General features: G+C 60.3%; 18 protein-coding genes and 1 riboswitch. Of the genes, 7 read left to right on the forward strand and 11 right to left on the reverse strand.

The window, feature by feature from the left end; genetic code table 11:
- Positions 1-14 precede the first annotated feature (14 nt).
- From FBAL_RS13945 to FBAL_RS13975, 7 genes are all read right to left on the reverse strand, one after another.
- On the reverse strand, positions 15-587 hold the full coding sequence (locus tag FBAL_RS13945) for a LutC/YkgG family protein (protein WP_013346225.1): 573 nt from the start codon (positions 585-587) through the stop codon (positions 15-17).
- Positions 587-1,978 (reverse strand): lactate utilization protein B, encoded by a 1,392-nt coding sequence (locus FBAL_RS13950; RefSeq protein ID WP_013346226.1) that lies wholly within the window; start codon positions 1,976-1,978, stop codon positions 587-589. The genes FBAL_RS13945 and FBAL_RS13950 overlap by 1 nt, the downstream gene beginning before the upstream one ends.
- An 11-nt stretch (positions 1,979-1,989) precedes the next feature.
- Positions 1,990-2,733, reverse strand: coding sequence for a (Fe-S)-binding protein (locus tag FBAL_RS13955; protein WP_013346227.1), 744 nt, complete (start codon positions 2,731-2,733; stop codon positions 1,990-1,992).
- 475 nt (positions 2,734-3,208) lie between these two features.
- The gene (locus tag FBAL_RS13960) at positions 3,209-6,049 is read right to left on the reverse strand and encodes an FAD-binding and (Fe-S)-binding domain-containing protein (protein WP_013346228.1); all 2,841 of its coding nucleotides are present in this window, start codon (positions 6,047-6,049) and stop codon (positions 3,209-3,211) included.
- An 80-nt stretch (positions 6,050-6,129) separates the two neighbouring features.
- The gene (locus FBAL_RS13965; protein WP_013346229.1) at positions 6,130-7,803 is read right to left on the reverse strand and encodes an L-lactate permease; all 1,674 of its coding nucleotides are present in this window, start codon (positions 7,801-7,803) and stop codon (positions 6,130-6,132) included.
- Between the two features lie 361 nt (positions 7,804-8,164).
- On the reverse strand, positions 8,165-8,866 hold the full coding sequence (locus FBAL_RS13970) for an LrgB family protein (protein WP_013346230.1): 702 nt from the start codon (positions 8,864-8,866) through the stop codon (positions 8,165-8,167).
- Positions 8,863-9,219, reverse strand: coding sequence for a CidA/LrgA family protein (locus tag FBAL_RS13975; RefSeq protein WP_013346231.1), 357 nt, complete (start codon positions 9,217-9,219; stop codon positions 8,863-8,865). Before FBAL_RS13975 ends, FBAL_RS13970 begins: the two co-directional genes overlap by 4 nt.
- 177 nt (positions 9,220-9,396) lie before the next feature.
- Between FBAL_RS13975 and FBAL_RS13980 the strand changes: the two genes are divergently transcribed.
- Entirely contained in the window at positions 9,397-9,888 is a 492-nt protein-coding gene (locus FBAL_RS13980) for a PDDEXK family nuclease (RefSeq protein ID WP_013346232.1), read from the forward strand.
- Positions 9,889-9,894: 6 nt separating this feature from the next.
- Here FBAL_RS13980 and FBAL_RS13985 read toward each other — a convergent pair whose 3' ends face one another.
- Positions 9,895-10,413 carry a DUF3087 family protein gene (locus FBAL_RS13985; protein WP_013346233.1) on the reverse strand — a complete coding sequence of 173 codons (519 nt, stop codon included), beginning with the start codon at positions 10,411-10,413 and terminating at the stop codon, positions 9,895-9,897.
- A 112-nt stretch (positions 10,414-10,525) separates the two neighbouring features.
- Between FBAL_RS13985 and FBAL_RS13990 the strand changes: the two genes are divergently transcribed.
- From FBAL_RS13990 to FBAL_RS14000, 3 genes are all read left to right on the forward strand, one after another.
- The gene (locus tag FBAL_RS13990; RefSeq protein ID WP_171814274.1) at positions 10,526-11,329 is read left to right on the forward strand and encodes a DUF2726 domain-containing protein; all 804 of its coding nucleotides are present in this window, start codon (positions 10,526-10,528) and stop codon (positions 11,327-11,329) included.
- A gap of 57 nt (positions 11,330-11,386) precedes the next feature.
- Positions 11,387-11,486, forward strand: a riboswitch (purine riboswitch).
- A gap of 74 nt (positions 11,487-11,560) precedes the next feature.
- Positions 11,561-12,931 carry an NCS2 family permease gene (locus tag FBAL_RS13995; protein ID WP_013346235.1) on the forward strand — a complete coding sequence of 457 codons (1,371 nt, stop codon included), beginning with the start codon at positions 11,561-11,563 and terminating at the stop codon, positions 12,929-12,931.
- A 22-nt stretch (positions 12,932-12,953) separates the two neighbouring features.
- Positions 12,954-13,520, forward strand: coding sequence for a xanthine phosphoribosyltransferase (locus FBAL_RS14000; RefSeq protein ID WP_013346236.1), 567 nt, complete (start codon positions 12,954-12,956; stop codon positions 13,518-13,520).
- A gap of 104 nt (positions 13,521-13,624) precedes the next feature.
- Here FBAL_RS14000 and FBAL_RS14005 read toward each other — a convergent pair whose 3' ends face one another.
- From FBAL_RS14005 to FBAL_RS14015, 3 genes are all read right to left on the reverse strand, one after another.
- Positions 13,625-14,005, reverse strand: a complete 381-nt coding sequence (locus tag FBAL_RS14005; protein ID WP_013346237.1) for a VOC family protein — start codon at positions 14,003-14,005, stop codon at positions 13,625-13,627.
- Positions 14,006-14,125: 120 nt separating this feature from the next.
- Positions 14,126-19,039 (reverse strand): S8 family peptidase, encoded by a 4,914-nt coding sequence (locus FBAL_RS20740; RefSeq protein WP_013346238.1) that lies wholly within the window; start codon positions 19,037-19,039, stop codon positions 14,126-14,128.
- Positions 19,040-19,820: 781 nt separating this feature from the next.
- Positions 19,821-21,113 (reverse strand): 4Fe-4S binding protein, encoded by a 1,293-nt coding sequence (locus tag FBAL_RS14015; RefSeq protein ID WP_013346239.1) that lies wholly within the window; start codon positions 21,111-21,113, stop codon positions 19,821-19,823.
- Between the two features lie 207 nt (positions 21,114-21,320).
- Here FBAL_RS14015 and FBAL_RS19655 point away from each other — a divergent pair, with 207 nt between their 5' ends.
- From FBAL_RS19655 to FBAL_RS14030, 3 genes are all read left to right on the forward strand, one after another.
- On the forward strand, positions 21,321-21,881 hold the full coding sequence (locus FBAL_RS19655) for a TetR/AcrR family transcriptional regulator (RefSeq protein WP_013346240.1): 561 nt from the start codon (positions 21,321-21,323) through the stop codon (positions 21,879-21,881).
- Positions 21,882-22,301: 420 nt separating this feature from the next.
- Positions 22,302-24,995: a TonB-dependent receptor plug domain-containing protein gene (locus tag FBAL_RS14025; RefSeq protein ID WP_171814275.1), complete on the forward strand. Its 2,694-nt coding sequence runs from the start codon at positions 22,302-22,304 to the stop codon at positions 24,993-24,995.
- A 109-nt stretch (positions 24,996-25,104) separates the two neighbouring features.
- Positions 25,105-25,545, forward strand: coding sequence for a YidB family protein (locus tag FBAL_RS14030; protein ID WP_013346242.1), 441 nt, complete (start codon positions 25,105-25,107; stop codon positions 25,543-25,545).
- Positions 25,546-25,609: the final 64 nt, after the last annotated feature.

The raw sequence follows: 25,609 nt of genomic DNA on the forward strand, positions 1-25,609 counted from the left end.
GGTCTGCATCGCTGTTAACTGAGCAGAAAAACGGTCATGGAGCTGGCACCGTGGGCACCAATCACCAGCGCCTGTTCAATGTCGGCGGTTTTGGACGGGCCGGCAATAAAGGCACCGTGGCTGCCGGGCGCCAGGTCGATGGCCGGTGCGGCCTGATGCATGGTCGGGTAGATGGCGTCTGCCTTCACCACCGCAGCCAGATGCTCGGTGATGTAGGGGGCCACGCGGTGGCCGGTCACGGTGTCCTTGATGAACACCGCGCCGTTCTCCGCGACGGCAAACTCCGCTGAGACCAGAGTGTGGTCAACATCGCGCAGATCGTGGGCTTGTTCATTCAGCTCACGGTTACCGGTCAGCCCTTCCACCAGACTCATCACCTGGCCGCCCTCTTCCATGCGGTCATTCAGGTAGGTCTGGATCTCGTCGAGGCTGGTGACCCGAACCAGGGTGCCGCCGACTTTGGCCAGGCTGGCCTCGTACTGGCCAGGCAGGTCTTCGGTGTTGGGTTCAACGTCGATCACCGGCAGCGGCTGGTCCGGCAGGGTGATCTGGCCCAGGGCCTGCAGAATTTGGTCACGGCTGGACATTACTTGTTCTCCCGATTCTTCTTAAACCAGCTCTCGAACGAGCCCGTGGTCGGTGCTTCCGGCAGTTCGCGGTGCTTGGTCCAGGCACCCCCAAACGGCTTCATCAGCGAGCCCGGCAGGATGCGCAGCGCACCACGGGCCATGCCCATACCGGCGTTGAGCAGGGTTTCGCTGCCCATAAACTTGCCAACAAAGGGCATGTAGCTGCCTTTGCCGTAGGGCAAGCGGCCATCTTTGGCCTGGATCTTACGCCAGTGGTGGATGATCTGGTCCAGCGGCACCTTGGTGGGACACACCTTGGTGCAGGAGCCACACAGGGTGCAGGCCCAGGCCATGGAGTGGGTCTCGTCATTGCCGGCGGAGACGGCGATGCCGATGGGGCCGGGGATCAGCGCGTTGTAGCTGTAGCCACTGGAGCGACGGTAGACCGGACAGGTATTCAGGCAGCCGCCACAACGGATGCACTTGTAAGCTTCCGCCAGCAGCTTGTCCTTGAACAGCTCGGTGCGGCCGTTGTCCACCATCACAATGTGCATCTCGCCGCCCGCTTTCGGGCCTTTGTAGATGGTGTTGTAGGTGGTGCTGGGCTGGCCGGTGGCGTTGCGGGCCAGGGTGCGGGTCAGCACGCCCACCGCGTCCAGGTTGGGCACAATCTTGTCGATGCCCATGGAGTGGATCTGCAGCTTGGGCAGGTTCACCCCCATGTCGGCGTTGCCTTCGTTGGTGCACACCACCACAGCGCCTTCGCTGGCGATGGCCATGTTGACACCGGTCAGGGCCGCGTCGGCGGTCAGGAAGTGTTCACGCAGATGGTAACGAGCCTGCTTGGTCAGGTAGGTCGGGCAGGAGGCGCCCTTCTCGGAACCGATCTTGCGGTGGAACAGCTCGCCAACCTCCTCTTTCTTGAGGTGGATGGCCGGCACCACGATGTGGCTCGGCGGCTGCTCATTGAGCTGGATGATGCGCTCACCCAGGTCGGTGTCGATCACCTCGATGCCCCGCTCAATCAGGTAGGGGTTGAGGTGACACTCTTCGGTCAGCATCGACTTGGATTTGACCAGCTTCTTAACCTGATGCTTGGCCAGCAGGCTGTGCACAATCTCGTTGTGCTCCTTGCCGTCCTTCGCCCAGTGCACCACGATGCCGTTGTTCTGGCAGTTGGCCTCGAACTCTTGCAGGTACTTGGCCAGGTTCGCCAGGGTGTGATACTTGATTTCGGAGCCGAGCTGTTTGACCCGCTCCCATTCGTCGCCACCAATGCTGTCGGCGGCCAGGTCACGCTTGTGGCGCAGGGTCCACAGCGCCTTGTCGTGCCAGTCCACCCGCGCTTCGTCACGGTTGAACTTCTCCGCCGCGCTGGCGTGGCTCTCAATCTCACCAATCAGTGCCATGGGATGTCTCCTTACAGCGCTTGGTTGATCAGTTCTGCGATGTGCAGAGTCTGAATGGGATGCAGCTGCTTGCGGATTACGCCGTCCAGGTGCATCAGGCAGGAGGGGTCAAAACCCACCACGTAGGCAGCGCCGGTGTCGGCGTGCGCCTGGGCCTTGTCTTTGCCCATCTTGCCGGAGACGGCGCCCTCATCCAGGGCGAAGGTGCCACCAAAACCGCAGCATTCGTCTTTGCGGTCCGGGTAAACGATGTCGATGCCTTCGATGCGGGACAGCAGGGCTTCCACCTTGTTGTAGCTCTTGCCCTTGGTCTCAGACGGGGTCGCCAGGTCCAGCATGCGGATACCGTGGCAGGACATCTGCAGGCTGATCTTGTGGTTGAAGGGCTTGTTGAAGCGCTCCAGGCCGTGGATGTCGTGCAGGAACTCGGTCAGCTCTTTGAGCTTGCCAATCACCGCAGTGGCTTCCGGGCTGCAGTCGAACTCGTGGAAGTTCTCCTTGGCCGCCACCAGGCAGGAAGCGGCCGGGCAGACAATGTAGTCGCAGTCCACGCCTTTAAAGGCGTTCAGCAGCTTCAGGGTGGTCTTCTTGGCGTCCTCGTAGCAGCCGGAGTTGGTCATCGGCTGGCCACAGCAGGTTTGGCCGTGGGGCAGAATCACCTCGTGGCCCAGCTTCTCCAGAAGCTCCACGGTGGCGATGCCCACTTGAGGAACCATATGGTTCACCAGGCAGGGTACGAACAGGGCGATTTTCATCGTTATCTCCGCTAATGCTTAGTTCGCGCGAGAAGCCTGTGTCCTTGCCCGCGCACGGGAAGTAATGTACTCCTTTCCCCCATCTCTGGCGCGGGTTAGCAAATTGTGAAAACCCCTCGGGCATAGCCCCGCCGCAACCTTCCCGCAACCTCGACATTAACCTTTCGATCACCTCCGGATCGCTTCTCACTATCTTGGTCAGACCAATCCGGCCCCAAATGTTGCAATTGCGTACCCCCATCGCTAACCCGCCGTTAACATTCGCTGTGGTTTTTTTGTCCATTTATGGGATGGCGATCACCCTTTATCGACACAAGGCGAAAAGATACACATCGGAGGATAAGAATTGTCGAGATGGATCGGGTCAGATTGTCCCGGCCAATTCGGCAATGCGGTCGTTAACATGGCGATAATGTCGTTCGAACCGGATCAAAAAAGGGGCCCCTGAGGGCCCCTTACTCACCGTTGCCAGCCCTTAGTGGCGGGCTTTCGGCTTGGACGCTTTGTCCAGCAGGGTGAGGATGTTTTTGTAAGGAATGCCGGAGTGGGTGGTCAAACCCACTTCACAGGTGGCAGAGACGGAGTAACCGCTGGTGCAGCCCTTGTCCTTGGTCTCCTCTTTGAGGTGACGCAGGCCGTGCTCGTTCAGCTCGGGGTAGTTCATGCCCCGGTTACCGGCCATGCCACAGCAACCCACCTTCTCCGGTACCACCACTTCGGTGGCACAGAGTTCGGCCAGGCCCACCAGATCACCGACGATGCCCAGCTTGCGGCAGGTACAGGTCGGGTGCACCGCGATCTTCTCTTCGATCTTGGTGATGTCGAGACGCTCCACCAGGAACTGCATGGCAAACTCTTCCGGACCCAGCAGGTTCAGGCGCTTGTCACAGGCACGACGCATCCGCTCCAGACAGGCGGTGGTTTCCACCAGGATCGGGTATTCGCCGTTGTTGGACACCTGCATCAGCCAGTCGGACAGCTCGTCAGACTTGCGGTCGGCCTGCTCGTTATGACCGTAGGATTCCCACGGCTGGCCGCAGCACAGGCCCTTGGGCTTGTGACCGCTGACCATCTCCAGACCCGCTTTCTCAAACAGCGCCTTGATGGTTTCCGGAATGGAGCGCTGATCCTCATGCTTGGGCGAGGTGCCCATCATGCGGTTCAGACAGGCCGGGAAGTAGACCGCTTTCACATCACCCACGGTTTTCAGTTCCGGCAGGGCTTTGCCGCGCTTCGGCATCCCTTCGGACCACTGCGGGATCGGCAGGCCGGTCTTACGCAGACCCTTGGTGATGCCGGTGATGGCACCGTCGCCAATCACGGCGCGGGTCAGGTCAGTGGCGCCCAGGGCGAAGCGGGCCACGGACTCCAGAGAACCAAACTTGTCGGCGGTGAAGTTGGAGATCTTGCGGTCGCCTTCGCTGGCGTACTCGGCACGCATCGCTTTGACGAACTTGCCGGTGTCGATGCCCATCGGGCAGCCCATTTTGCACAGGCCGTCGGCGGCACAGGTGTCCAGCGCGAAGTAGGGGTACTGCTTCTTGAGGTCGGCCAGCACTTCCGGCTCGGCACCGGTGGTTTCCAGGGTTTTGATCACCCGGGCCACAGCGGTACGCTGACGCGGCGACAGGGTCAGGCCGTGGGCCACACAGTGGGCTTCACAGAAACCACACTCGATGCACTTGTCGACGATGTCGTGGATGGTCGGCAGCGGCTTAAAGCCCTTGGCGTGGCAATCCGGGTCGTCGTTGATGATCACGCCGGGGTTGAGGATCCCGGCCGGGTCCATCACCTGCTTAACCCGGGCCATCAGGCCGTAGATCTCGCTGCCCCACTCCTTCTCAACGAAGGAGGCCATGCCGAAGCCGGTACCGTGCTCGGCTTTCAGGGAGCCGTCGTACTTCACCGCCACCAGCTCAACCATCTCCTGCATAAAGCGGTCGAAGCGGTCGATCTCTTCCTGGGTGCCGAAGTTCTGGGAGAAGATAACGTGGTAGTTGCCTTCCAGCGCGTGGCCGTAGATCACCGCATCGTTGTAGCCGTGCTCAAACGACAGGGCCTGCAGGTCCAGGGTGGCTTGCGGCAGCACTTCGATGGGGAAGGCGATGTCTTCAATCACGCAGGAGGTGCCCGCCGGGCGCATGGAGCCCGCCAGCGGGAATACCGCCTTACGGATCGCCCACATGTTGGTGATTTCGGCGGTGTCCTGAGTGAACTCAACCGGACGGTACAGGCCATGCTTGGCCATGATGGCGCCCATCTTGGCGATGTTGGCGTCGATCTCCTCCTGGCTCATGCCGAAGGTTTCGAACAGCACGGCGGTCACATCCTTATGGATGTCCGCCAGGAACTCGGGAGTCTGGTACTTGGACGCGGCCACCGCTTTGAGGGCGAAGTTGTCCAGCAGCTCAGCGGCGTTGGTTTCATCGAACGCGTCTTTGCGCAGCTCCACGATCGCTTCACAGGCGCCCTTGAGGCTGTCGAAGTAAACCATGGCGGAGGCGCTGTGGGTGGCCTTCGGCACGCTCTTCATAGTGATCTCAGAGAGGAAACCCAGGGTACCTTCCGAGCCCACCATCAGGTGCAGCATGATGTCGAACGGGTCGCTGAACTCGACAAAGGAGTTCATGCCGAAACCGGTTACGTTCTTAATGGAGTACTTGCGCTTGATGCGTGCCACCAGGGCTTCGTCGGCCATGATGGTGTCGCGGATCTCGGCCAGACCTTCCAGCACTTCAGGGTGCTTGATGGCAAACTGGGCGCGGCTCTGCTCACAGCCGGTGTCCAGTACCGTACCGTCCGCCAGCACGATGCGGGCAGAGTCGATCAGGCGGTAGGCGTTCTGGTGGGTACCACAGTTCATGCCGGAGGCGTTGTTGGCGACGATGCCGCCCACCATGGCAGAGGCGATGGTGGCCGGGTCAGGGCCAAACTTCCAGCCCAGCGGGGCCAGCACCTGGTTCACCTTGGCGCCAATCACGCCCGGCTGCAGCTTGATGCGCGCGCCGTCTTCCAGTACTTCGTAGTCGGTCCAGTGGGCACCGGCCACCATCAGTACGGAGTCAGACAGGGCCTGGCCACACAGAGCGGTACCGGCGGCACGGAAAGTCACCGGGGTTTTGGCCTGGTAACACTCGGCCAAGGCCGCGGCCACTTCGGATTCGGTTTTCGGGTGCAGCACCACTTGCGGGCGCTTCTGATAGAAAGAGGCGTCAGTCCCCCACGCCACGCGGCGCAGATTGTCGGTGTAGACGCGATCCTGGTCAAGGATCTGGCCCAATTTGTCGGCCAGCACACTGATGTTGGATTGCAGCATGTGATCTTCCTTTGGTTTTTTGCTCACAAAAGACGACAAAGCCGGGCATCACGCCCGGCTGTCGTTGGCTTACCGACCTATCAGAGGCCGCCCCACATAAAGGCGATGGTACCGGCAATCATCGCGTAGCCCAGCGCCACTGGCAGGGTCTTGCGGATGATCTCAGACTCACGTCCGGCCATGCCTACAACGGTAGCCGCGGCTACCACGTTCATTACACACATCATGTTACCGGCGTTGGCACCGATGCCCTGCAGGGCCAGTACCAGCGCGTGGTTCATGCCGATGTTGTCCGCCACGCCATACTGCAGGCCGGAGAACATCATGTTGGAGAAGGTGGCAGAACCGGACAGGAAGGCACCGAAGATGCCCACGACCGGCGCCATCCAGGCCCACACGGCACCCATGGAACCTGCCAGCAGTTCAGCCAGCTGGTTCGGCATGGATTCCAGACCCGCGGCGTTGGTGCCGGAGTTCAGGAAGATCTTCACCATCGGTACAGAAGCACCGAGGGAGATGATGGTGGGTACCATGGATTTACAGGAGCTGGTGAAGCTGTGCTTAAAGGCGTGCGGTTTCATCTTGAAGATGAAGTAACCCAGGATACACACGGTCACAAAGAAGGCGCCCGGCGCATACAGGGTCTGGAAGCCAGCCTTGAGGTTGGTGCCCAGCAGATCGGTCCAGCCGATGTTGAAGCTCAGCAGGAAGGATTTGAGCGGGGCCACAGTACGGGACAGCACCAGCAGGGCCGCCATCACCAGGTAGGGGGTCCAGGCAGCGATCTGGGAGATCTCATTCTTGGTGGCAGCGGCGCCAACAGACTGAGGCTGACCCACCGGAGCGTCGTCAGACTTCGGCTCGTTGTCAGCAAAATCGTGCCAGGCTTCGCTCGGCAGCAGGAAGCCTTTCTTGGCGGCCGGGATCACGATGGCCATGCCGATCAGCGCACCGATAACGGACGGGAACTCCGGGCCGGCGATGTAGTTGATGGTCCAGGCCGGGAGGGTGAATGCCAGACCGGCGAACAGGGCAAACTTCCAGATCGCCAGACCTTCGGCGAAGGACTTGTTGCGACCGAAGAAGCCAGTCAGTACCGCCACCAGCACCAGCGGGATCAGGGTACCGGTCACCAGGTCGATGGTGATCATGTGCATGGCGATAAAGCGGGCGTAGTCAGCGAAGCTGCCGCCGTGCTCAGCGATCTGAGCCGCAGCCATGGACACACCACCTTCCATCAGGCCCTGCTCCATACCGAACAGTACCGGCAGACCGATGGCACCGAAGGACACGGAAGTGGAGTCGGCAATCAGCGCAACCACCGCCGCCGCAATCGGCGGCACACCCAGCAGCACCAGCAGCGGGGCACCGATGGCAGCAGGCGTACCGAAGCCGGCAGAACCCTCAATAAAGGAACCGAACAGCCAGCAGATGATGATCACCTGCACCCGTGCGTCAGCACTGATGTTGGTGAAACCGGCACGGATGGTATCCATGGCACCGGAGTTCTTCAGGGTGTTCAGCAGGAAAATCGCGCCGAAGATGATGGAAAGCGGGGTTAGCGCAGAAAGGAAGCCTTCAACAACGGAGGCCATCAGCATGGTGCCTTCCATCTCCCAGATGAAGAAAGCCACCAGGCCGGTCAGTACGGCGGAGATGGGCATGGCACGGGATGCGGGCATCCGCATCAGTACCAGGAACACCAGCACCGAGATCACCGGCGTCAGCGTCGCCAGAGTTTGAATGAGGGTCACAACCTTGTCCTCTTTAGTGTCACTCGCGTGTTTATTTTATGTTCGTTTACCGTTCCGCACATCGGAATGGAGCGAGATCGTCCCTTAAGAGGCACAATCGGCAGGCAGGAACTCCACACCTGGGGATCGGCGGGAAGAATTCTTCCAGTCTGACCCATGCAATTCTGTGACGGCGGTCACCCGGACTGGAATGAATGCTCGCATGAATGCCCATCACTTGAGCGAGATCAAAAGGTCGCACCAATGTTGCGACCCGGTTACATCCAGCTCACATCTCGCGCAAATGTTTGTTCTTCAGGGTGTTTTTGTGGCAATTCAAGAATTCCCTTATGGGCAATTTGGGGCTATTTTGACGCGCCTCTCAACTGGAAAACCACTGATGGATCAATGGCATGACCAATGACGCAGCAATGGCGGTGAGGGCCATTGCCAATCCGGCAAAGGCACCGGACTCCGGATGGAGCTGAAATGCCCGGGCTGCCCCCTGGCCATGAGCGGTCGCCCCCAGTGCCAAACCCATCACTTTTGGATCGCGCACCCCGATCCGGGACAACACGCCGCTGCCGATGATGCTGCCCAGGTTGCCGGTGATCACCACAAACACAATGGTGAGGGACACCACGGCCTCGATGCGGTCACTGATCCCCATCGCCACCGGCACCGTCACCGACTTCAATGCCAGTGACTGCCCCACTTCGCTGGGCATCGCCAGCATCCGCCCCAACTGCACTGCCGAGAAATAGCTGATCAGCACCGAAGCCAGGATAGCCAGGCCAATCGGCAGCCACAGCCGCAGTACGTGCTCACGCTGCCGGTACAGTGGTACCGCCAGTGCCACGGTCGCCGGGCCGAGCAGCAGGTGGATCATCTGGGTATCAGCAAAGTAACGGCTGTAGGGGATGTCCAACGCCACCAGCAGGGCGATCAGGGTGAGAATGGCGAACGCCACGGGGTTGAACAGTGGGTGACGGCCGCTGCGTTCAAACAGCCACTGGCCACAGGCGAACACCAGCAGGGTCAGCATCAGGCAGAACACGGGATGAGACAGAACCACGGCGCTCATTGCCGGCCTCGCTTCAGGCGCATGGTCGCGGCCATCACACCGGCGCTGACCAGCAGCGTCAACATCGTCGCCGCCAGCACCGCAATGGTGGTGGGCAACCAGGCCGCCAGCAACTGGTCGCCGTACACCATCACACCCACCCCCGCCGGGACAAATAGCAGGGCCAGGTAACGCAATAAGCCATCGCTGGCCTCGGCGATGGCGACAGGCACCCGCCCCAGGCCACACAGCAGCGCAAACAGCATCAATAAGCCGATCACCGAGCCCGGCACCGGCCAGTCAAAGGCGTGACTGAGCCCCTCCCCCAGCAACCAGAACCCCAATAGGGCAGTAAAACCAAACAACGTCTGCATCCTCTCTCCGGGCGCTTTTCAGGTTTTGGCGGCATAGAATGCCTCGCCGGACAGAAAATGCCCGCCGGGTCGCTGAGGCTGTGAAGCGGATCAAGCCCTTACCCCCCTGCTGACGGTTTTCTCGCGGGGGATCAACAGGTAGAGTGGTGGGGTTGATTAATTCACGGAGAAACCCGAGTGGAGTGGCTGATTCTGGCTTCCATCCTGGTCGCCGCCCTATGGTGGTGGCAACGTGCAACCCCCTCGGAACCGGCCCGACCGTTGCTGAGCCCAACCGAACAACAATGTGAGCGCACACTGCGCGCGCTGACTGGAGAATCCGTACTGCTGCACAGCAAGGTGCATCTGGCGACCCTGCTGCCCAACCGCTACCGGGCGCGCAAACGCACCCTGGATTTCCTGCTGACCGACGCCCACACCCATCAGCCGCTGCTGGCGGTGACCCTCAGTACCGATCCGGTCTTGCGACGGCTGTGCCGCGAAGCCAATCTGCCGCTGGTTTGTGGCTGCAACGGCATCGATCCGGCCCGACTTGGCGCCCTTCTGCCCGACAACGCCGGTCCGGCCGTGACGCCCCACGGCCATCTGAGCGACGACGAACGGGACAGTCTGTTTGACATGATCCAGTCGCTGCACGGCGACGGGGCCAAACCCAGCTCCGGCGCTTAATCGCGCTTAGTAACGATCCAGCATCGCCGTCTCAAAGGGCGGCGGGCTGATCTGCCACTGGGCCAAGCGCTCAGCCAACGCCTCCTGTTCACGCACCACCTCGGAAAGGGTCAGCGTGTTGTTGTCCAGCCGATACACCTGGATGCGACTGTCGTGGTAATAACTCAGGATGCTGAGCGCCTCCGGCTCCTTTCGTTCCGCCGCGGCCTGAATCGCCGCCAGCTTGCGGAAGATGCGGTTGTGGCGCTGCTTGGTCTGCCACACCAGCATCACCTCGGCCATAAACGGCTTGTCCTTTAATCCCGCCAGCACCGCAGAACACAGCGCCAACGCCAGCACCACCCCCATCAGGTTAAGGTGAAAATGTCCGGTACTCTCACCGGAGGCCACCGGCCCCTGGCCAAACAGGGCGATCAACAGGCTGCCAAAGGCCACGGACAGCAACGCCAGTGCCGCAACAAATCCCAGTGAAATTTGGTTAACCCGACGTCGATAGTGACCCGGTTCAATGGCACTCAACTCCATCCTGCTCTGCTCCTTATGAGGGTTATCTGGGCCGCAGTGTACGCTGGCAAAAGCCAACCGCCTAATGCCGGTCTATCTTTACCATTCCCCGTCACGTCGTGGTGGTTGTCCGATGGGAATGATCGGTTATCTGTTGATCCTGTTGATATTGGTACTGGCACTGCTGCTGGCCCTGTGGTGGCGACAACGTCGCGAAACCGACCGTGGCCCCGGCCTGAGCCATCAGGAGCGCACCTTCCAGGCGGCGCTGCAGAGCGCGCTGGATACCCTGTCGCTGCCCTTGCGCCCCTTTGCCCGGGTTAAGGTGTCTGACGTTCTGGCGCCGGGACGCGGCCAGCAGCGCAAACATTGGCTGGCCCAATACGCCGAACTGAAGGACGCCACCTTCGACTTCGTCCTGTGTGACGCCAAAAGCCTGACCATCCGGGCCGCCATCACCCTGGACCAAAACCATAAGGGCCAGCGTACCCGCGATGCGCTGATTGCCACCGCCTGTGAGGCCACCGGCCTGCCACTGCTGCACTTCCCGGCCCAGCGCCACTACCCGCAGGAACCGCTGCAGGCGGCGCTGCTGAAAACCCTGCCGCTGGCGACGGAAACCGCGCAATCCGGCACGTCGTTAGCGGACAGCACACCCGACCCCACCACCGCGCCCCGCCCTGCCATCGATCCGCGGGTTATTGAGCGCCTCAGCACCGAAGAGTTTGCCGCCCGATTGTCACTGCATCCCCGTGCCTTGCTGGCGATGCTGGCCCGGCTGGGGTATCTGGAGTGGGATGACCACGGCCAGCTGCAACTGACCAGCAAAGGCAAGCGAAAAGGGGCGGTTCAATGGCAGGATGAGAGTGAGAAGCGACAGTTTCAGTGGTCGGTCAGGGATCGCCACCGGGCCAGCGGACAGTTGGTAAAAACCTAACCTAGCGCCCATTTTTCTCTTTCCTGCTTGCGTTGGGCTGCGCCACAGGTAGAATGCGCGCCCAACAATTTATGGCGCTGTATATCTCTGGAAATCTGGTCCAGAAGTCTCTACCACAAGACCGAATCTTGTGACTACAGTCCAACCCCCATCCGGCGCTCTGCGCCGGGTGGTTCCAGTGATACCGCCGGTAAATTGCCCTGAAAACATTAAAACCGAAAGGCAAATTCTGTGGCGATCACCTCCATCCTCAATCGAGCGGGAAGCTCGACCCTGCTGGACTCGACCTTTAAGCTCAGCCAGCGCAACACCACCGTCGGTACCGAACTGTACGCGGGTTTCGTCACCTTCCTGGCGATGAGCTACATCCTGGCCGTGAACCCGGCCATCCTCGGCAGCATCGAGGGCATGGACAAGGGTGCGGTCTTTACCGCCACCGCTCTGGCTTCCGCCTTCGCCACCCTGATCATGGGCCTGTTTGGCAACTACCCGGTGATGCTGGCCCCCGGCATGAGCATGAATGGCTTTTTCAAAGGCATGCTGCTGTCCGGTTCCGTTGCCCTGATCTGGCACGAAGCCCTGTTTGGCATCTTCCTGTCCGGCATCGTCTACCTGATCTTCTCCATGACCCGCATCCGCAAGCAGATGATCGAATCCATTCCGGAGGATCTGAAGCTCGCCATCACCGTGTCGCTGGGTCTGTTTATCGCCTTCCTCGGCCTGAAAAACGCGGGCATTATCGTCGCCAACCCGGTGGTACTGGTCGGCCTGGGTGACATCAGCTCGCCCCAGGTGGCCATCGCCTTTATCAGCCTGTTTGTGGCGCTGGGCTGCATGGTACGGGACGTGAAACTGGCCACCTTTATCGCCTTTGTCACCTCCATCGTGCTGACCCTGCTGTGCGATGCGGTACTGGGTACCCAGTTTGCGCCGCTGCCGGAGCAGTGGGTTTCCGCGCCGCCGAGCCTGGAGCCGAGCTTCGGCCAGATCTTCAACTTTGAATTCCTGACCGCCGACAAGCTGTTTGACCTGCTGTTTATCGTGCTGGTGTTCTTTATCGTCGATTTCTTCGATGGCCTCTCCACCATCGTGGGTGTGGGCCGCGATGCCGGCATCATCAATAAAGACGGCAAGGTGCCAAACGCCCGTTCCGCCCTGGTGGCTGACGCCAGCGGCACCATCGCCGGTTCCGTGCTGGGCACCACCTCCATCACCTCCTTCTCCGAGTCCGGTATCGCGTCCGCCCAGGGTGCCAAAACCGGTCTGGCTGCGGTGATGGTGGCGGTACTGTTCCTGCTGTCGCTGTTCCTGTACCCGGTGTTCTCGCTGTTCTCCACCGCCATCGTGGCCCCGGCGATGATCGTGGTCGGCATCTATATGGTGGGCCGCCTGGGCCAGATCCAGTGGGAGCACAAAGCGTCTCGCATCGCCGCCTTCTTCACTATCATGTTCACCATTCTGAGCTTCTCCCCGGCCAACGGTATGGCGATGGGCTTTATCAGCTACGCCTTCGCCATGGTGGTGGCTGGCAAGGCGCGTGAGGTGCACCCCATCATCTACGCCCTGTCGCTGATCTTCGTCGCCTACCTGGTGATGCTCTGACACAACCTTTGTGAGACCTAAGATGAACCCATTACAACAGCGGATTTTGGAACAGGGCGTGGTTAAGAGCGCCGCCGCTCTGGACGCCAGCGCCTTCCTGACCAAGCAGGTGGACGCGGTGTTGCTGAACTGGTGTGCCAACGCCATCGCCGAGCAGTTCCGTGATGCCAACATCGATAAGGTGGTCACCATTGAAGCCGGTGGCATCGCCATCGGCACCCTCACCGCACTGGCTCTGAACAAGCCGTTGGTGGTGTGTAAGAAAGCCGCCAGCATTCTCGACAATGCCGAGCTTTACACCGCCGAGGTGAAAAGCTTTACCAAGAACACTCAGTACACCCTCACCTGCGACAAGCGCCACATCACTGCCGGTGAGAAGGTGCTGTTTGTGGATGACTTCCTGGCCCACGGCCAGGCCCTGCTGGGCATGAAGAGTGTCTGTGAACAGGCCGGTGCCGAACTGGCTGGCCTGGGCATCGTGATTGAAAAATCGTTCCAGGAGGGCCGCGGCATCGCCGAGCAACTCGCTCTGCCCATTCTCTCTCTGGCGCGCCTCAAATCCCTGGAACACGGTATCGAGTTCCACTAACAGCGGACCGCTACGGCGGCACCACTGTGCCCTACGAAAAATAAAAACGAATCGAGCCCCCGGCAGCAGGGATACTGTCGGGGGCTCACCCTTTTCAGGGCCCCTCACTTCATCGAGTGCAGGCCAATCATATTGCCGTCGGGATCCGCCGCGATGGTGATAAAACCATACTCGCCGATGCTCATCTTCGGCCGCAGCACCTGGCCACCGGCCCCCGCCACCCTGTCCTGCTGAATCTGGCAGTCGTCACAGCCAAAGTAGACGATGGTGCTGTTGCCTCCGGGGCTCACCCCCTCCATCTGGCATATCGCGCCCGGTGCCCCCGGGGCATTGTCCTGCCAGGGAAACGCCCACATCACCGGCCCGCCATCGGCACCGGGATTCAGTTCAAACAGCTCAACATCAAACAGGGCCTGGTAAAACGCCACGCCCCGCTGAATGTCCGACACATAGATCTCAAACCACCCTACTGGATTGCCCATCATTCGCCCCCATTGTCCAATTTCGCCCCTACAGCATAGCCGCCGGTGTTCGCAGTGCACCGGGCGCACGCCATCAACGGAAAGCCGCAAAAAAATAGCGCCCCGAAGGGCGCTATGTCAGTGTTATGCGCGGTAACGACGCCACGCAAATGGCAACAGCATCAAAAGGAACCAGCTCATACTGCCGCTGCTGCTTCCACTGTCGCCGGGTGCTTCTTGAGGCGGTTCAACACCATCAGAGTTCACAGTCAGCGCAAACTGGGTGCTGGCTGCGTCCTGCGGGTTGGCCGCGTCGTACACTGTCACGGTGACCAGGGAAGTCCCGTGCCAATGCTCGGTTGGTGTCAGGCTGAAGCTCATGCCATCAATTTCAGCATTCACGTTCTCACCTTCCACCATAAGGGCCACAGCGCGATTACCGCTGTGTACGTAGTCCACGGTCAGACCGGACAACGTGGTGTTCTCCTCCATCTCCTGATCGGCCAGGCCAAACACGGTGATGTTGCCACCCACCGCCAGGCTGTGGGTGCGGGTTACGGTGTTGCCACCGTCGGCCTCTGCGGTAAGGGTTACCGGCAGGCTGCTGGCCACCGCCTCCGGGGTCACCAGTGCGGCAAAGCGGACCACCGCCCGGGTGCTTTCCGGACCCTGGTAGTTGGCACACACCAGCAGGTTGCTGCCCAGCTTCTCCGGCTCATTGATGGCGTAATCGTCATAGTGATAACCGTTGACCGGGTACCAGAAGCCCCGCACCCCTTCGTACCCTTTAAGGCCGACGGTGTGCTCACCCAGGTTGCTGTCCATCTCGGCGTAGGAGAAGAACAGCTCATACACGCCCGGAGTAAAATCGATGCTGCTGGAGGCCAGGGTCATAAAGTCGAAGTGGGTGTCCTTATCGACAACCAGTCCGCCCCAGGGCCCGCCACTGGATTCCGCGTGGTACATCCGCTTCCACTGGGTGGCCATATAGGCACCGCCGTTGAGGGAAGCGGCGTAGACGCCGTACTCGTAGGGCTGGAAGGTGTCCAGATCAACACCGGACTCATTGATGGAGACCGCGTTGGCCCGCCAGTAAGGCGCCACCATCAGGTCACGGGCCCCATCGCTGGCCAGGGAGTAGCCCGGCAGGTGCAACAGCGCATGAGCGTCAAAGCGCATCAGGCCGTCCCCCTCAATGGTGACGATGTTGGTGGTGTCTTTGGCCTGGACGCCGTACAGCGGGATGTGGGGGAAGTAGGTGTCCGCACCCACGAAGTCCGGAATTTCGAACAGCTGGTCCCACTCGTTGCTGAAGGCCGGCAGCTGACCCACGCCGATGCCGGGCAGATCCACAAACTGCGGATAGTTGCTGAACGGCAGGCGACACATGGGGTCATCCAGATTGGTGCTGTACTCGTAGGTGCGCGGCGCATCCTTAGAGGAGACCTGGGTGCCCTGCAGGACCACGCGGTTACCATCCACGCCAATCAGCGGGGTGGCAAACTCGTTGCCCCGGAGGCTCTCCTCAATCAGGGTGAGGCCACTGGGCAGTTCGACGCTCAGGGTGATGTTGCGCTCGCTGCCAAACAGGTTGGCCTGCTGCACCACGTCAAACTCCACCACGTCGCCCACTCGGGCGCCATCGTGGCTGGCGGTGAACTGGACATCCTGTTCAGCGCGCTGCAGACGTACCGGCATCATACCGATGTCGCCGGGGTTGAGGCTGTCGGTGCCCAGCTCCACCACCGCGTGCAGCGTTTCCCCTTCGCCAACGCCTGCCACATCCCAATTCAACTGCAGTTGCTGGGCGCTGACACCATCGCTGTCGGTGGCGCTGAGGGTGAGTCGGTCAGTGACCTGATCACCAATCATTACCACATTGGTGACGATACGGTGCGCTTCATCGTAGGGGTCCCACCAGCCGGTACCAAACTTCACGTTGGAGACCATGTACCAGTACACCCCTGGCTCGGGATTGTTGATGGCGCAGTAGTCGGCCAGACGCCAATCGGAGACGCAGATCGTCTCTTCGCCCCAGTTGATCAGGCTGTCGCCGTTCACATCTTTACCGAGGTCGATGCGGCTGCCAAAGCGAGCCCAGTCGTCCTCTTCGGCGATCTCCACCACCAGACGCTTGGTGCCGGTCGGTACGGTGAACATGCGGTAACCGATCTGGCTCTCCTCACTGGGCAGGGCATCGACGATGTCCCAGGGCCACAGGGTGTTCATCCGCAGCGCGTACTCTTTGGTTTCGCCCGCCACCATGCCGTAGACATTGGCGTCGATGGCGCCGGAGGGCGGTAAAATCACGCTCGGCGTCAGCAGGTTGCCCTGGTCCCGGCCCACATCGGCCTGAACGATAACCGGCAACGCGGCACGGTCGTAGGCGGCGATCACCGGCAGGGTCTGTACCGGCTTGGCAGTGTCAGCCGGCGCCAGCACCAGTTTGCCGTAGAAGGTGGCGCCGGCAGAGTTGCCCGGGCCAATGGGCGAATCGCTCTGGAAATCCACGTCCGGCAGGGTGGCGGTCACCATCACCCGCTGGGTTTGGCCCGCTTCCAGTGAGAACTGGCTCGGCGTTACCTCAAGGTTCATCAGCGACGCGCCGACGTAATCCACCTCCTCGGCAGAAACGTTCCAGCTGCCGCTTTCGGTGGCGGTAAAGGTCCGGAACCAGGAGCAGCTGCCCTTGCAGTCCCGATCCACCAGATAGGGGGTGTTGAGAGTACGGACATCCCCTCCACTCAGCGGGTTGGCGGCGTGGTAGTTGGCCACGGTTTCATCCTGAATCAGGGTGGCATTGACCGCCAGATCGACGTTGATCACCCCGGCACCGGCGTCATCAAAGCCCACCGGACCGGTATTGCCGTAGTCATCCACCTCGACCGCCACCTTGGAGGCAGTGGTGGTCAGTGCCGACTGGATCTGGGCGGGCGTCCAATCCGGGCGAACGGCCTTGATCAGTGCCATGGCACCGGCAACATGGGGCGATGCCATCGAGGTGCCGCTGATCATCGACCAGTTCATGCCAAACCCTTCCAGGGTGAGGATGCGGTCATTGGCGTAAGCGGCAAACACGTCCACACCCGGTGCTGCAACACTCGGCGCCATCACATTGGGGTTGGTGGTGCTGGGACCGCGCGAGGAGAACAGCGCCAGCTGGTCGGCCGGGCGCTCGTCGGTATAGAGCGAGCCGTCGGTCAGTGACGCACGATGACCGGTGCCGGTGGCCAGCCAGTCGAGGATCTTGCCGCCGTCATAGTTGCCGATGTGCGCGGAAGGCAGGGAGTAGTAGTCACTCACCTTCTGATAACGGGAGTCGCCGTAATCCCAGTCCGGTTGCGTGTTGTAGAGAATCATCCCGCCAGCACCGCCGGCTTTGACGTTGTCGGACTTGGCGATACGGGGCTGGTCGCTGCGGCCACACACCACGATGGGGGCTTCCGCCAGCGGCGTACCGTCCGGCAGTACGGCAAAGGTGCCCGCCGCGAACTCGCTGTCACAGTTGCCATCGCCATAATCGGCCGCGGAGACCACCGGGCCGGTGTAGGGGCCGGTGAGACTGGCGGCACTCATGCCCCAACTGGCGGGGTTGCTCTCGCCGCCTTCGAAGTTCTCGATGCGCTTCTCACCCGCATCCAGCACCCGACCGTGCGTCGTGGCAGCCACGGAGGTCAGCCAAGGAGAGACATGATCCATCCAGGCGTGTCCGGCATTACCGGCCGAGGTGGCCACAGAGATCCCCGCTTCCCGGGCGGCGAGGAAGGCCAGCTCGGTGGGGGAGGCCCAGGGCAGACGCTCCGCGCCACCGACGGAGTAGTTGATCACATCCACACCGTCCTGGATCGCATGCTCCACGGCCATCAGTGTCACCTCTTCCGGGCAACCGCTATAGGGCGCCGCGCCACCACCGGCCCAGCACACCTGGTAGGAGATGAGGTTGGCGTGGGGGGCAACACCGGAAACCCGGGGGAACACCAGGTCGGTGTCCCGGCCGGTAATGGTTTCGCCGTACCCCGCTTCGGACATCTGGTAAGGCACATCAAACAGGATGTTGCCTGCCGCCGTTGAGGCAGTGTGAGAGCCGTGGCCGTTGTAGTCTTCGCCATTGGCCGGGCGCACCATCTCCCAGGGCGCCAGCGGGTGCAGGTTGCGGAACGCCGGGTCGCCATAGGTGTCGGTGATGATGGAGTAGGAACGCACCCCAATCAGCTTGTCGTTACACAGGCTGGCAAACTCCGCTTCGGCGCAATCGCCGACGTAATTGCCGGTGCCCCAGGGGTTTTCAATCGCGACACCGTCGTCGCCCATCGCCGCGAATGACGGGTGCGAGCTATTGATGCCGGTATCCAGAATGCCAACGATGACGCCTTTACCGGTAAATCCGCTGCCGGCGGTGGCATCGCCGCTCCAGATCTTATCCGCGCCGATGTGCTGCGGACCCACATCGGTGTGCAGCTCCAGAATGGTGGAGCGGGTCACTGCGCGTACGCCCGCCATTCTGGCCACCTGCGCTGCCTGCTGTTGAGTCAGGCTCATGCTCATGCCGTTGAAGGCGTACTGGAACGACTGCTTGACCGGCTGATGGGTTCTCAGCGTACCGGTGATGGCACGGTGCACCTCAGCCTGTCGGCTGCTCAGGTACTGCAGGTAGTTGCGGCTGTCGCCGCTGTGAATATTCAGCTTGCTGCTCTGACCGAATACGGAGGGCGCGCTGCCCGGTGCCGTGGCGTTCAGGCCGGGGATGCCGCCCTGGTAGGTCGCCAGGGGCTGCTCATCCAGTTGAATGATGTAGGTGTGCTCACCGGTCAGCCCATCTTCGTAAACGAAGGGCACCTTGGCGTTATTGCCAATGTGCTGGTTGGGGCCACTGGTCAGCCCGGGGCGATTCTGCAAGCGTTGCTGATGATCCTGAATCTCGGCGTATTGCTCAGCCGTAAGGTTGAAGGGATCCACCGTGATACCACCGGAGGGGTGAGGGGCAGCTTGCCCCGATGCCAACACTCCAGCGGCATAAAGTGCCGCCGAGGTGGCGATGGTCAGATGTTTTATTTTCAACTTATTTCCCTTAGCTGCTCTCGGACAGCTCCCTGCTCTTAGTCGTATCGTTGCTCCATAAATCCAGGCCAAAGTGAGGCAACGATGAATGGCGGATTTACCGCTTCGATTTCATTCTGTTGCACACCCGCAAAATTTATCCAATGCATTATTTGATCGATGTTCATATTCATTATGCATATCGGTAAATTGCATTTTTTGGAATTCTAAATATTTCCCCAATAAAACATAAAGATATATTAATCATGACATTTTTATGACGGCGAACGTCTCTCCCAAAAAAACATAGATGCAGGAACGGCACATATTTACGGGCAAGAACCATTCAATGGGAAGATAAAGTCGGGCGCAGAGACAAAGGGGGACGGCCCAGCCAAAACGAAGACTTAAGCCTTTACTTTCAGGCACTTAATATTGCACCAGCGAGAGGCGGCGCCATGCTTAAAGCCAGATAAAATCAGACCCAGGCATCTGATTGGCATAATATTTCCGAAGAGTAATCCGATTGGATCGCAATATTTGCCGAAAGCGATTTATCGCGAAAATCCCGCAAATGCACAGTTGAAATCAACGAAGAAGAGAGGAACGACTGAAATACACACTTGTTTTTCACAAAAAACAAGCCAAAAAACCAAGCGCAAAAACAAGCCCGCACTTTTGTACCAATACATCAATACACCCACACACCCCATGCACTAATGGTATAGACAATTCAAAAGCATTAACTCGCCCATAAATAAAAAACGCCTTCATCTGAAGGCGTTTTCTTTCCGGAGTGTCCTTAAAACAGCGGCAGGTTTTCCAGCCGTTGCCACAACATGGCACGCATCATTGGCGAGGTGTCACTGCCCCACATTCCGGCGGCGTAAAAGAACAACGGCAATACAAACAGAAAGCCTATCAGTACCAGCACCATGGCCCGGGGGGTCATTGGCCAGCGACGGCCCGGCGCACTGAGACTGACCGCGCCCTTGACCGGACAGGCGGCCACGCAACGCTGACAGCTGTGGCACTCATCACTGTGCACGGTGCCCACCACTTCCACATGGATACGGGACGGGCAGGCCCGGTGGCACTTGTCGCAGTTCATCCCTTTGGCGTCCCGCAGACACAGGGCCGTGTCCCGGCGAATTTTGTAGGGGCTGAACGCCCCGGCAATGGCCATCAGGGCGCCATAGGGACAGAGATAACGACACACACCGTTGCGTCGCACCAGCGCCAGCGCCACGACCACGCCCAACCCCACCAGCATGCCCGCTGAAGGCTGGGTAAACAGCGCCCACATCTTCAGATCCGCCGCCTGGTGATACAGGCCCTGCAGGTAACGCGCGACCATCATGGCCGGCATGCCACTGAGCAACAGGTTCACCAGCCAGGCCAGAATGCCGTACTTCACCAGTCGCAGCGCCCAGTCCAGCATCAAAGCCAGCACACTGACGCTGCGGTTCAGCCAGTTCGGCAGCGCCGCCAGTCGCTCCCGCCAGTTGACCGGCAATAGGCGACGGCGCAGCTGGTAGCCGCGCTCCCCTAACCAACCGATGGGACAAGCCCAGCCACAGAAGGCCCGCTTGACGGTCAGGCTGAGTCCCAAAGCCGCCAGCAGCATCACCAGACCGGCCGGGTGATGGGTATCCCACAGGCCCAGTTCCAGCAGCCCCTTAAGCTGGATAAGTGCCGCAATCGGCAAAAACGCGTCCACCACATCGGGCCGGGCTATGGTGGGCGCACCACTGTCCAGCTGCCACACGTGCAGCGCATACTGCACCCCGGCCGCCGCCATCGCCGCCACCAACAACCATTGGGTGACGTCGCGCCAACGGTTCCACTGGCGGGCTTTATGGGGCGCACTGGTCAGCCAGACAAAGGGCCGTTTGTCCGGCCATACCAGGGCCAATGCCAGCACCGCGGCAACGGCCGCCAGCCCCAACCAGAGCAGCGGAGTTAACGCCAGTCCCCAGGCCAACAACGCCAGCGCCGCAGTCAGACCAAGGCCAAATCGACGGGGGCCACTGAGCAGTGCCCAGCCACCCAGAACCAGAGCCAGCCCCATGGCCAGCCATTCAGTGATGCTCATGATGATCCCTCAAAATCCACCGCACTCGGTGGCGATGGCACAAGGGTAAGAAAAGGCGGGGAAGCAAACAGAGAAACAAAACCCAGGATCTGTCTCATTGTGGCGGCCTGCGCTCACTTTTGTGATCTTTCAGGCACTTTGCCAACGCGGGAGGAACCCCCGCAGGGTGGGTCTGACTAACGGGTATCGCCCCTGCCCGAGCCTGATATGAACAGCCAAACCCGGATCCTCCGTGCCTTTACCCAACTGTTGCGCGACCGGGAGTATCGCCAGATCACCATTGCCGACCTGATCGACACCGCCCAGGTCAGCCGCAGCACCTTCTATCGGCACTTCAGCGCCAAGCTGGGCATCCTCACCTTTCTGCACCAGCGCCGTTTTGCCACCCTGCTGTGCGAGCTCAACAGCCCGGAAGACTGGCAACGGCCAGAGCCGCCCGCCTCTCTGGTGGCGATGTTTGCCCGGTTTGAGGGCCAGCGTGCCATGCACCGCTCCTTCAGTGACACGCTTGGGGCCGACGGCGAGCCCGCGCTGAAACAGATTGAGCAGGCTCTGATCCGCCACCTGAGCGAACGCCTGGAGTTGGCTTTCCCCGGTCAGGTCTGGGCGGTTCCCCCTCGGGCCATCGCCCTCTCGCTGGCCGGCTTATACCAAACCCACCTCAGCCACTGGCGCCAGGGCCAGGCCTGCGGCAGCGCTGAAGCCATGGCTGCCCTGGTGCATCGCCACAGTCGCGCGCTGGTGTGGGACGCACTGCAACCAGCCTGATCGCTCCGGCCAACGCGGCGCCACGAATCCCGCTTCTCACTCTGGAAACATCCGTTACATTTGCGCCGCCGGTCAATTCTTCACCCCTGCCACAAGCATCAAATGTTGCCAAGCTGTATTCACTCCAGCTTTTTGATGTCATACAAAAAATTGATTCCAATTTTTCCTGAACTGAATGTTAACAGCCCGCCCGCCCCAAACGCCTATTTTTTCCTAATTACCCATCCCGAACCCCTTTCGAAGAACCTTTTATTAACATTCTTTTCACTAATTTAAACCCATAAAAACAATCACTTAGTTGACATAAATTGTCATTAATTGAAGTATCACGATGTGAGCAATATGTGTTGCTCCTGGGATAAAAATAATCACACGCGCCCGCCACTCCATCCGGCGGCGCTTAGGGAGTTAATGATGGCTATGGAATCATCGGTATCCAAAGCAGTACGCCAAGGATTACTCGCAACCACTTTGGGCTCACTGGCCTGGGTGAGTGCCGGCACTGCAGTGGCAGAGGAAGCCCCTGCGGTTAAAGACGACGTAGAGCGCATTGAAGTAACGGGTTCGCGCATTTCACGCACCGATGTGGAATCAGCCTCTCCGGTTGAGATCCTCGACCGAAGCTTTATTGAAAAATCCGGTGTCTCGAACATCGCTGACCTGCTGAAGCAGGTTCCGGCCAACCAATCCACCCAGGATGTTCGCCAAACCAACGGTTTTGCGGGCGCGGCGTCCGGCGTTGACCTCAATGGCCTGGGCGTGGGCAGTACCCTGACCCTGCTGAATGGCCGCCGTATGGCCCCCCATGGCCGCCCGACCATGACCGGCACCGCGGAGATGTTCGTTAACATCGACACCATTCCGCTGGCCGCCGTTGAGCGCGTGGAAATTCTCCGCGATGGCGCTTCCGCCATCTACGGTTCCGACGCGATCGCGGGCGTGGTCAACATCATTCTCCGCAAGGACTACGAAGGGGTTGAGCTGAGCACCCGTTACGGCCAAACCACCGACGGCTCCAATATGGAGGAGATCGAAAACAGTGTGTTTGCCGGTGTCGCCAACGACAAAACCAGCCTGACCATGATGGTGTCCCAATATAAGCGGGACGGCATCCTCGGCTCCGACCTTGGCCTGAGCGCCGATAACGGCCTGTTCGACTTCTCCAGCTCCGCCACCCCGGCCGGTACCGTATGGGTACAGCCTCCCAAAGATGCGCCTGAAGACTGGAAGGGCCTGGCTGCCACCTCTGACCGCTGCCCTCAGGACAATGGCAACGGCAGCTGCAGCTATGACTACATGCCGGTTAACAGCGTCCTGCCTGAGATCGAGCGCTGGGGCCTGATGGCCAACCTGACCCATGAACTGAACGCCGACCACATCTTCAAGGTGGAAACCCTGCTGTCCAACTCCGAGAGCAGCTACCAATCCGCCCCGGCCCCGTGGTTTGCCGACAGCGATGGCGTCACCATCGACCTGAACAACCCCATTTACGACCAGCTGCAATCCGGCGACGGCATCCTGTCCAATGGCGTAGCCTGGGATGGCAGCGAAGTCACCTTCCGCCGCCGCTTTGAAGAGGTTGGCCCGCGTACCACCCACGAAGAAAGCAACAGCTACCGCGTTCTGGTGGGCCTGGACGGCTACCTGTTCACCGACTGGACCTACTCCACCGGCGTGGTATTCAACAAGTCCTACACCCTGAACCGTTCAAACAACATGGTGTCCGCTTCCCGCGCCACCGAGGCCCTGAATGAAGGCGTCGACCTGAACGGTGATGGCGTGAAGGAGTGGCTGAACCCGCTCGACGTGATCTCCGCCGACATGGCCGACTACCTGCGCGCCACCACCTTCCAGGAATCCACCTACACCACCTGGAGCGCCGACTTCACCATCTCCAACAGCGAGCTGTTTGAGATGTGGGCCGGTTATGTGGGCATGGCTGCCGGTATCGAATACCGCGAAGAGAAGCTGGAAGACATCTCCAGTGACAACCTCAAGTCCGGTGACCTGGTGGGCACTGGTGGCTCCGATGCGGCCGGCGAACGTGACCAGTTCTCCGCCTATGTGGAGTTCGCCATTCCGCTGATGGACAACGACTTCGGTTACTGGGACATGCAGGTGGCGGGTCGCTTTGAGGACTACTCCGACTTCGGCACCAAAACCACCCCGAAAGTGGCGATGAGCTACACCCCGACTCCGGGTGTGATGGTGCGCGGTTCCTACTCCGAAGGTTTCCGTGCCCCCAACCTGTATGAGTTGGATGGTGCCAGCACCGGTTTCACCCGCGTCACCGACCCGCAGCGTTGTAACCCGGACGACGACAGCTTCCCCAACAGCCCGAAAGACTGTGGTAGCGTGCAGACTCGCCTGGTCAGCGGCGGTAACCCGGACCTGGATCCGGAAACCTCCACCTCGTACAACGCCGGTATCGTGTTGGACTTTGACAGCATTGGCTGGGTTGAAGGTCTGAGCATGACCGTCGACTACTTCAACATCGAACACAAAGACCGCATCGAGAAGCTGAGCGCCACCGAGATCCTGCGTCTGGAAGAAGCTGGCAAACTGCCGGAAGGCACCGCCGTGATCCGTGGCCCGGCAGAGGGCGGGTTCCCGGGTGAAATTCTGGAGATCCACACCTTCTCCACCAACCTCGGCTCCCGTACCGTTACCGGCTACAACATGGGCCTGAACTACATCCTCGGCCTCGGCCAGTGGGGTGAACTGTCACTCAACAACAGCACCTACTACCTCGACAGCTATGAGGTAGAGGGCGAAGAGTGGGCGGGTACCTGGCAGCAGCCTCGCGTCCGTAACACTTCGCAGATCAGCTGGGATTACGGTGACTGGGCCTCCTCCATGAGCATCGTTTACCGCGGTCGCTACGACGACTACTACGGCCAATACTTTGGCTTCCAGGATGAGGTGCCTTCCATGACCACCTTCAACCTGCGGGTCAACTACATTGGCTTCAACAACCTGACCCTGACCGTGGGCGCGGACAACCTGTTCGATAAGGACCGTCCGGTGGATGGCTCCAACGACACCGGTGGTATCTCCGATCTGGATAACCCCTACGGCCGCTTTGTCTACGGCCAGGCCAAGTTGGCGTTCTGATTTCCTGACCCCAACCCCTCAAGGGCACTTCGGTGCCCTTTTTTATTGCCCGACAAAACCGCAGGCGCTGAACTAGTCTTGAAGGCGGTCCGACGTTAGGAGACTCCCTATGGACATCGCACAACTGCTTCAAATGGGCGCCCGCCTGTTCTCGCAAAGCGGCGCCAACGCCGGCAATCTCGCACAGGATGATATCGTTTCGGCCCTCGCCGGCTTGCTCGGAGGTAACGCCGACGGCAGCGGTATTGATCTGGGCGCCATTCTCGAAAGCCTCAATGGCGCCGGCCTGATGGATCTGGCGCAAAGCTGGTTGGGGGATGGCGAGAACGCCCCCATCTCTACCGACCAACTGGGCCAGGTGTTTGGCCAGGACAAACTCAGCGGGTTCGCCAACCAACTGGGAATGGACCAGGCCGACGCCGAAAACGGCCTGACTCAGGCCATCCCCGCCATGCTCGACAGCGCCAGCAGCGGCGGCAATCTGCTGGAACTGGCCGGCGGCGCCGAGGGCATTCTGGGGATGGTGAGTAAGCTGTTTGGCAAATCCTGAGACGTCCCGCTTATCCTCAATTGAACAGCCTGTTGCCGTAAGCGGTTTGCCCGATGCACAGAGC

The organism is Ferrimonas balearica DSM 9799 (assembly GCF_000148645.1).
Classification (GTDB): Bacteria; Pseudomonadota; Gammaproteobacteria; order Enterobacterales; family Shewanellaceae; genus Ferrimonas; species Ferrimonas balearica.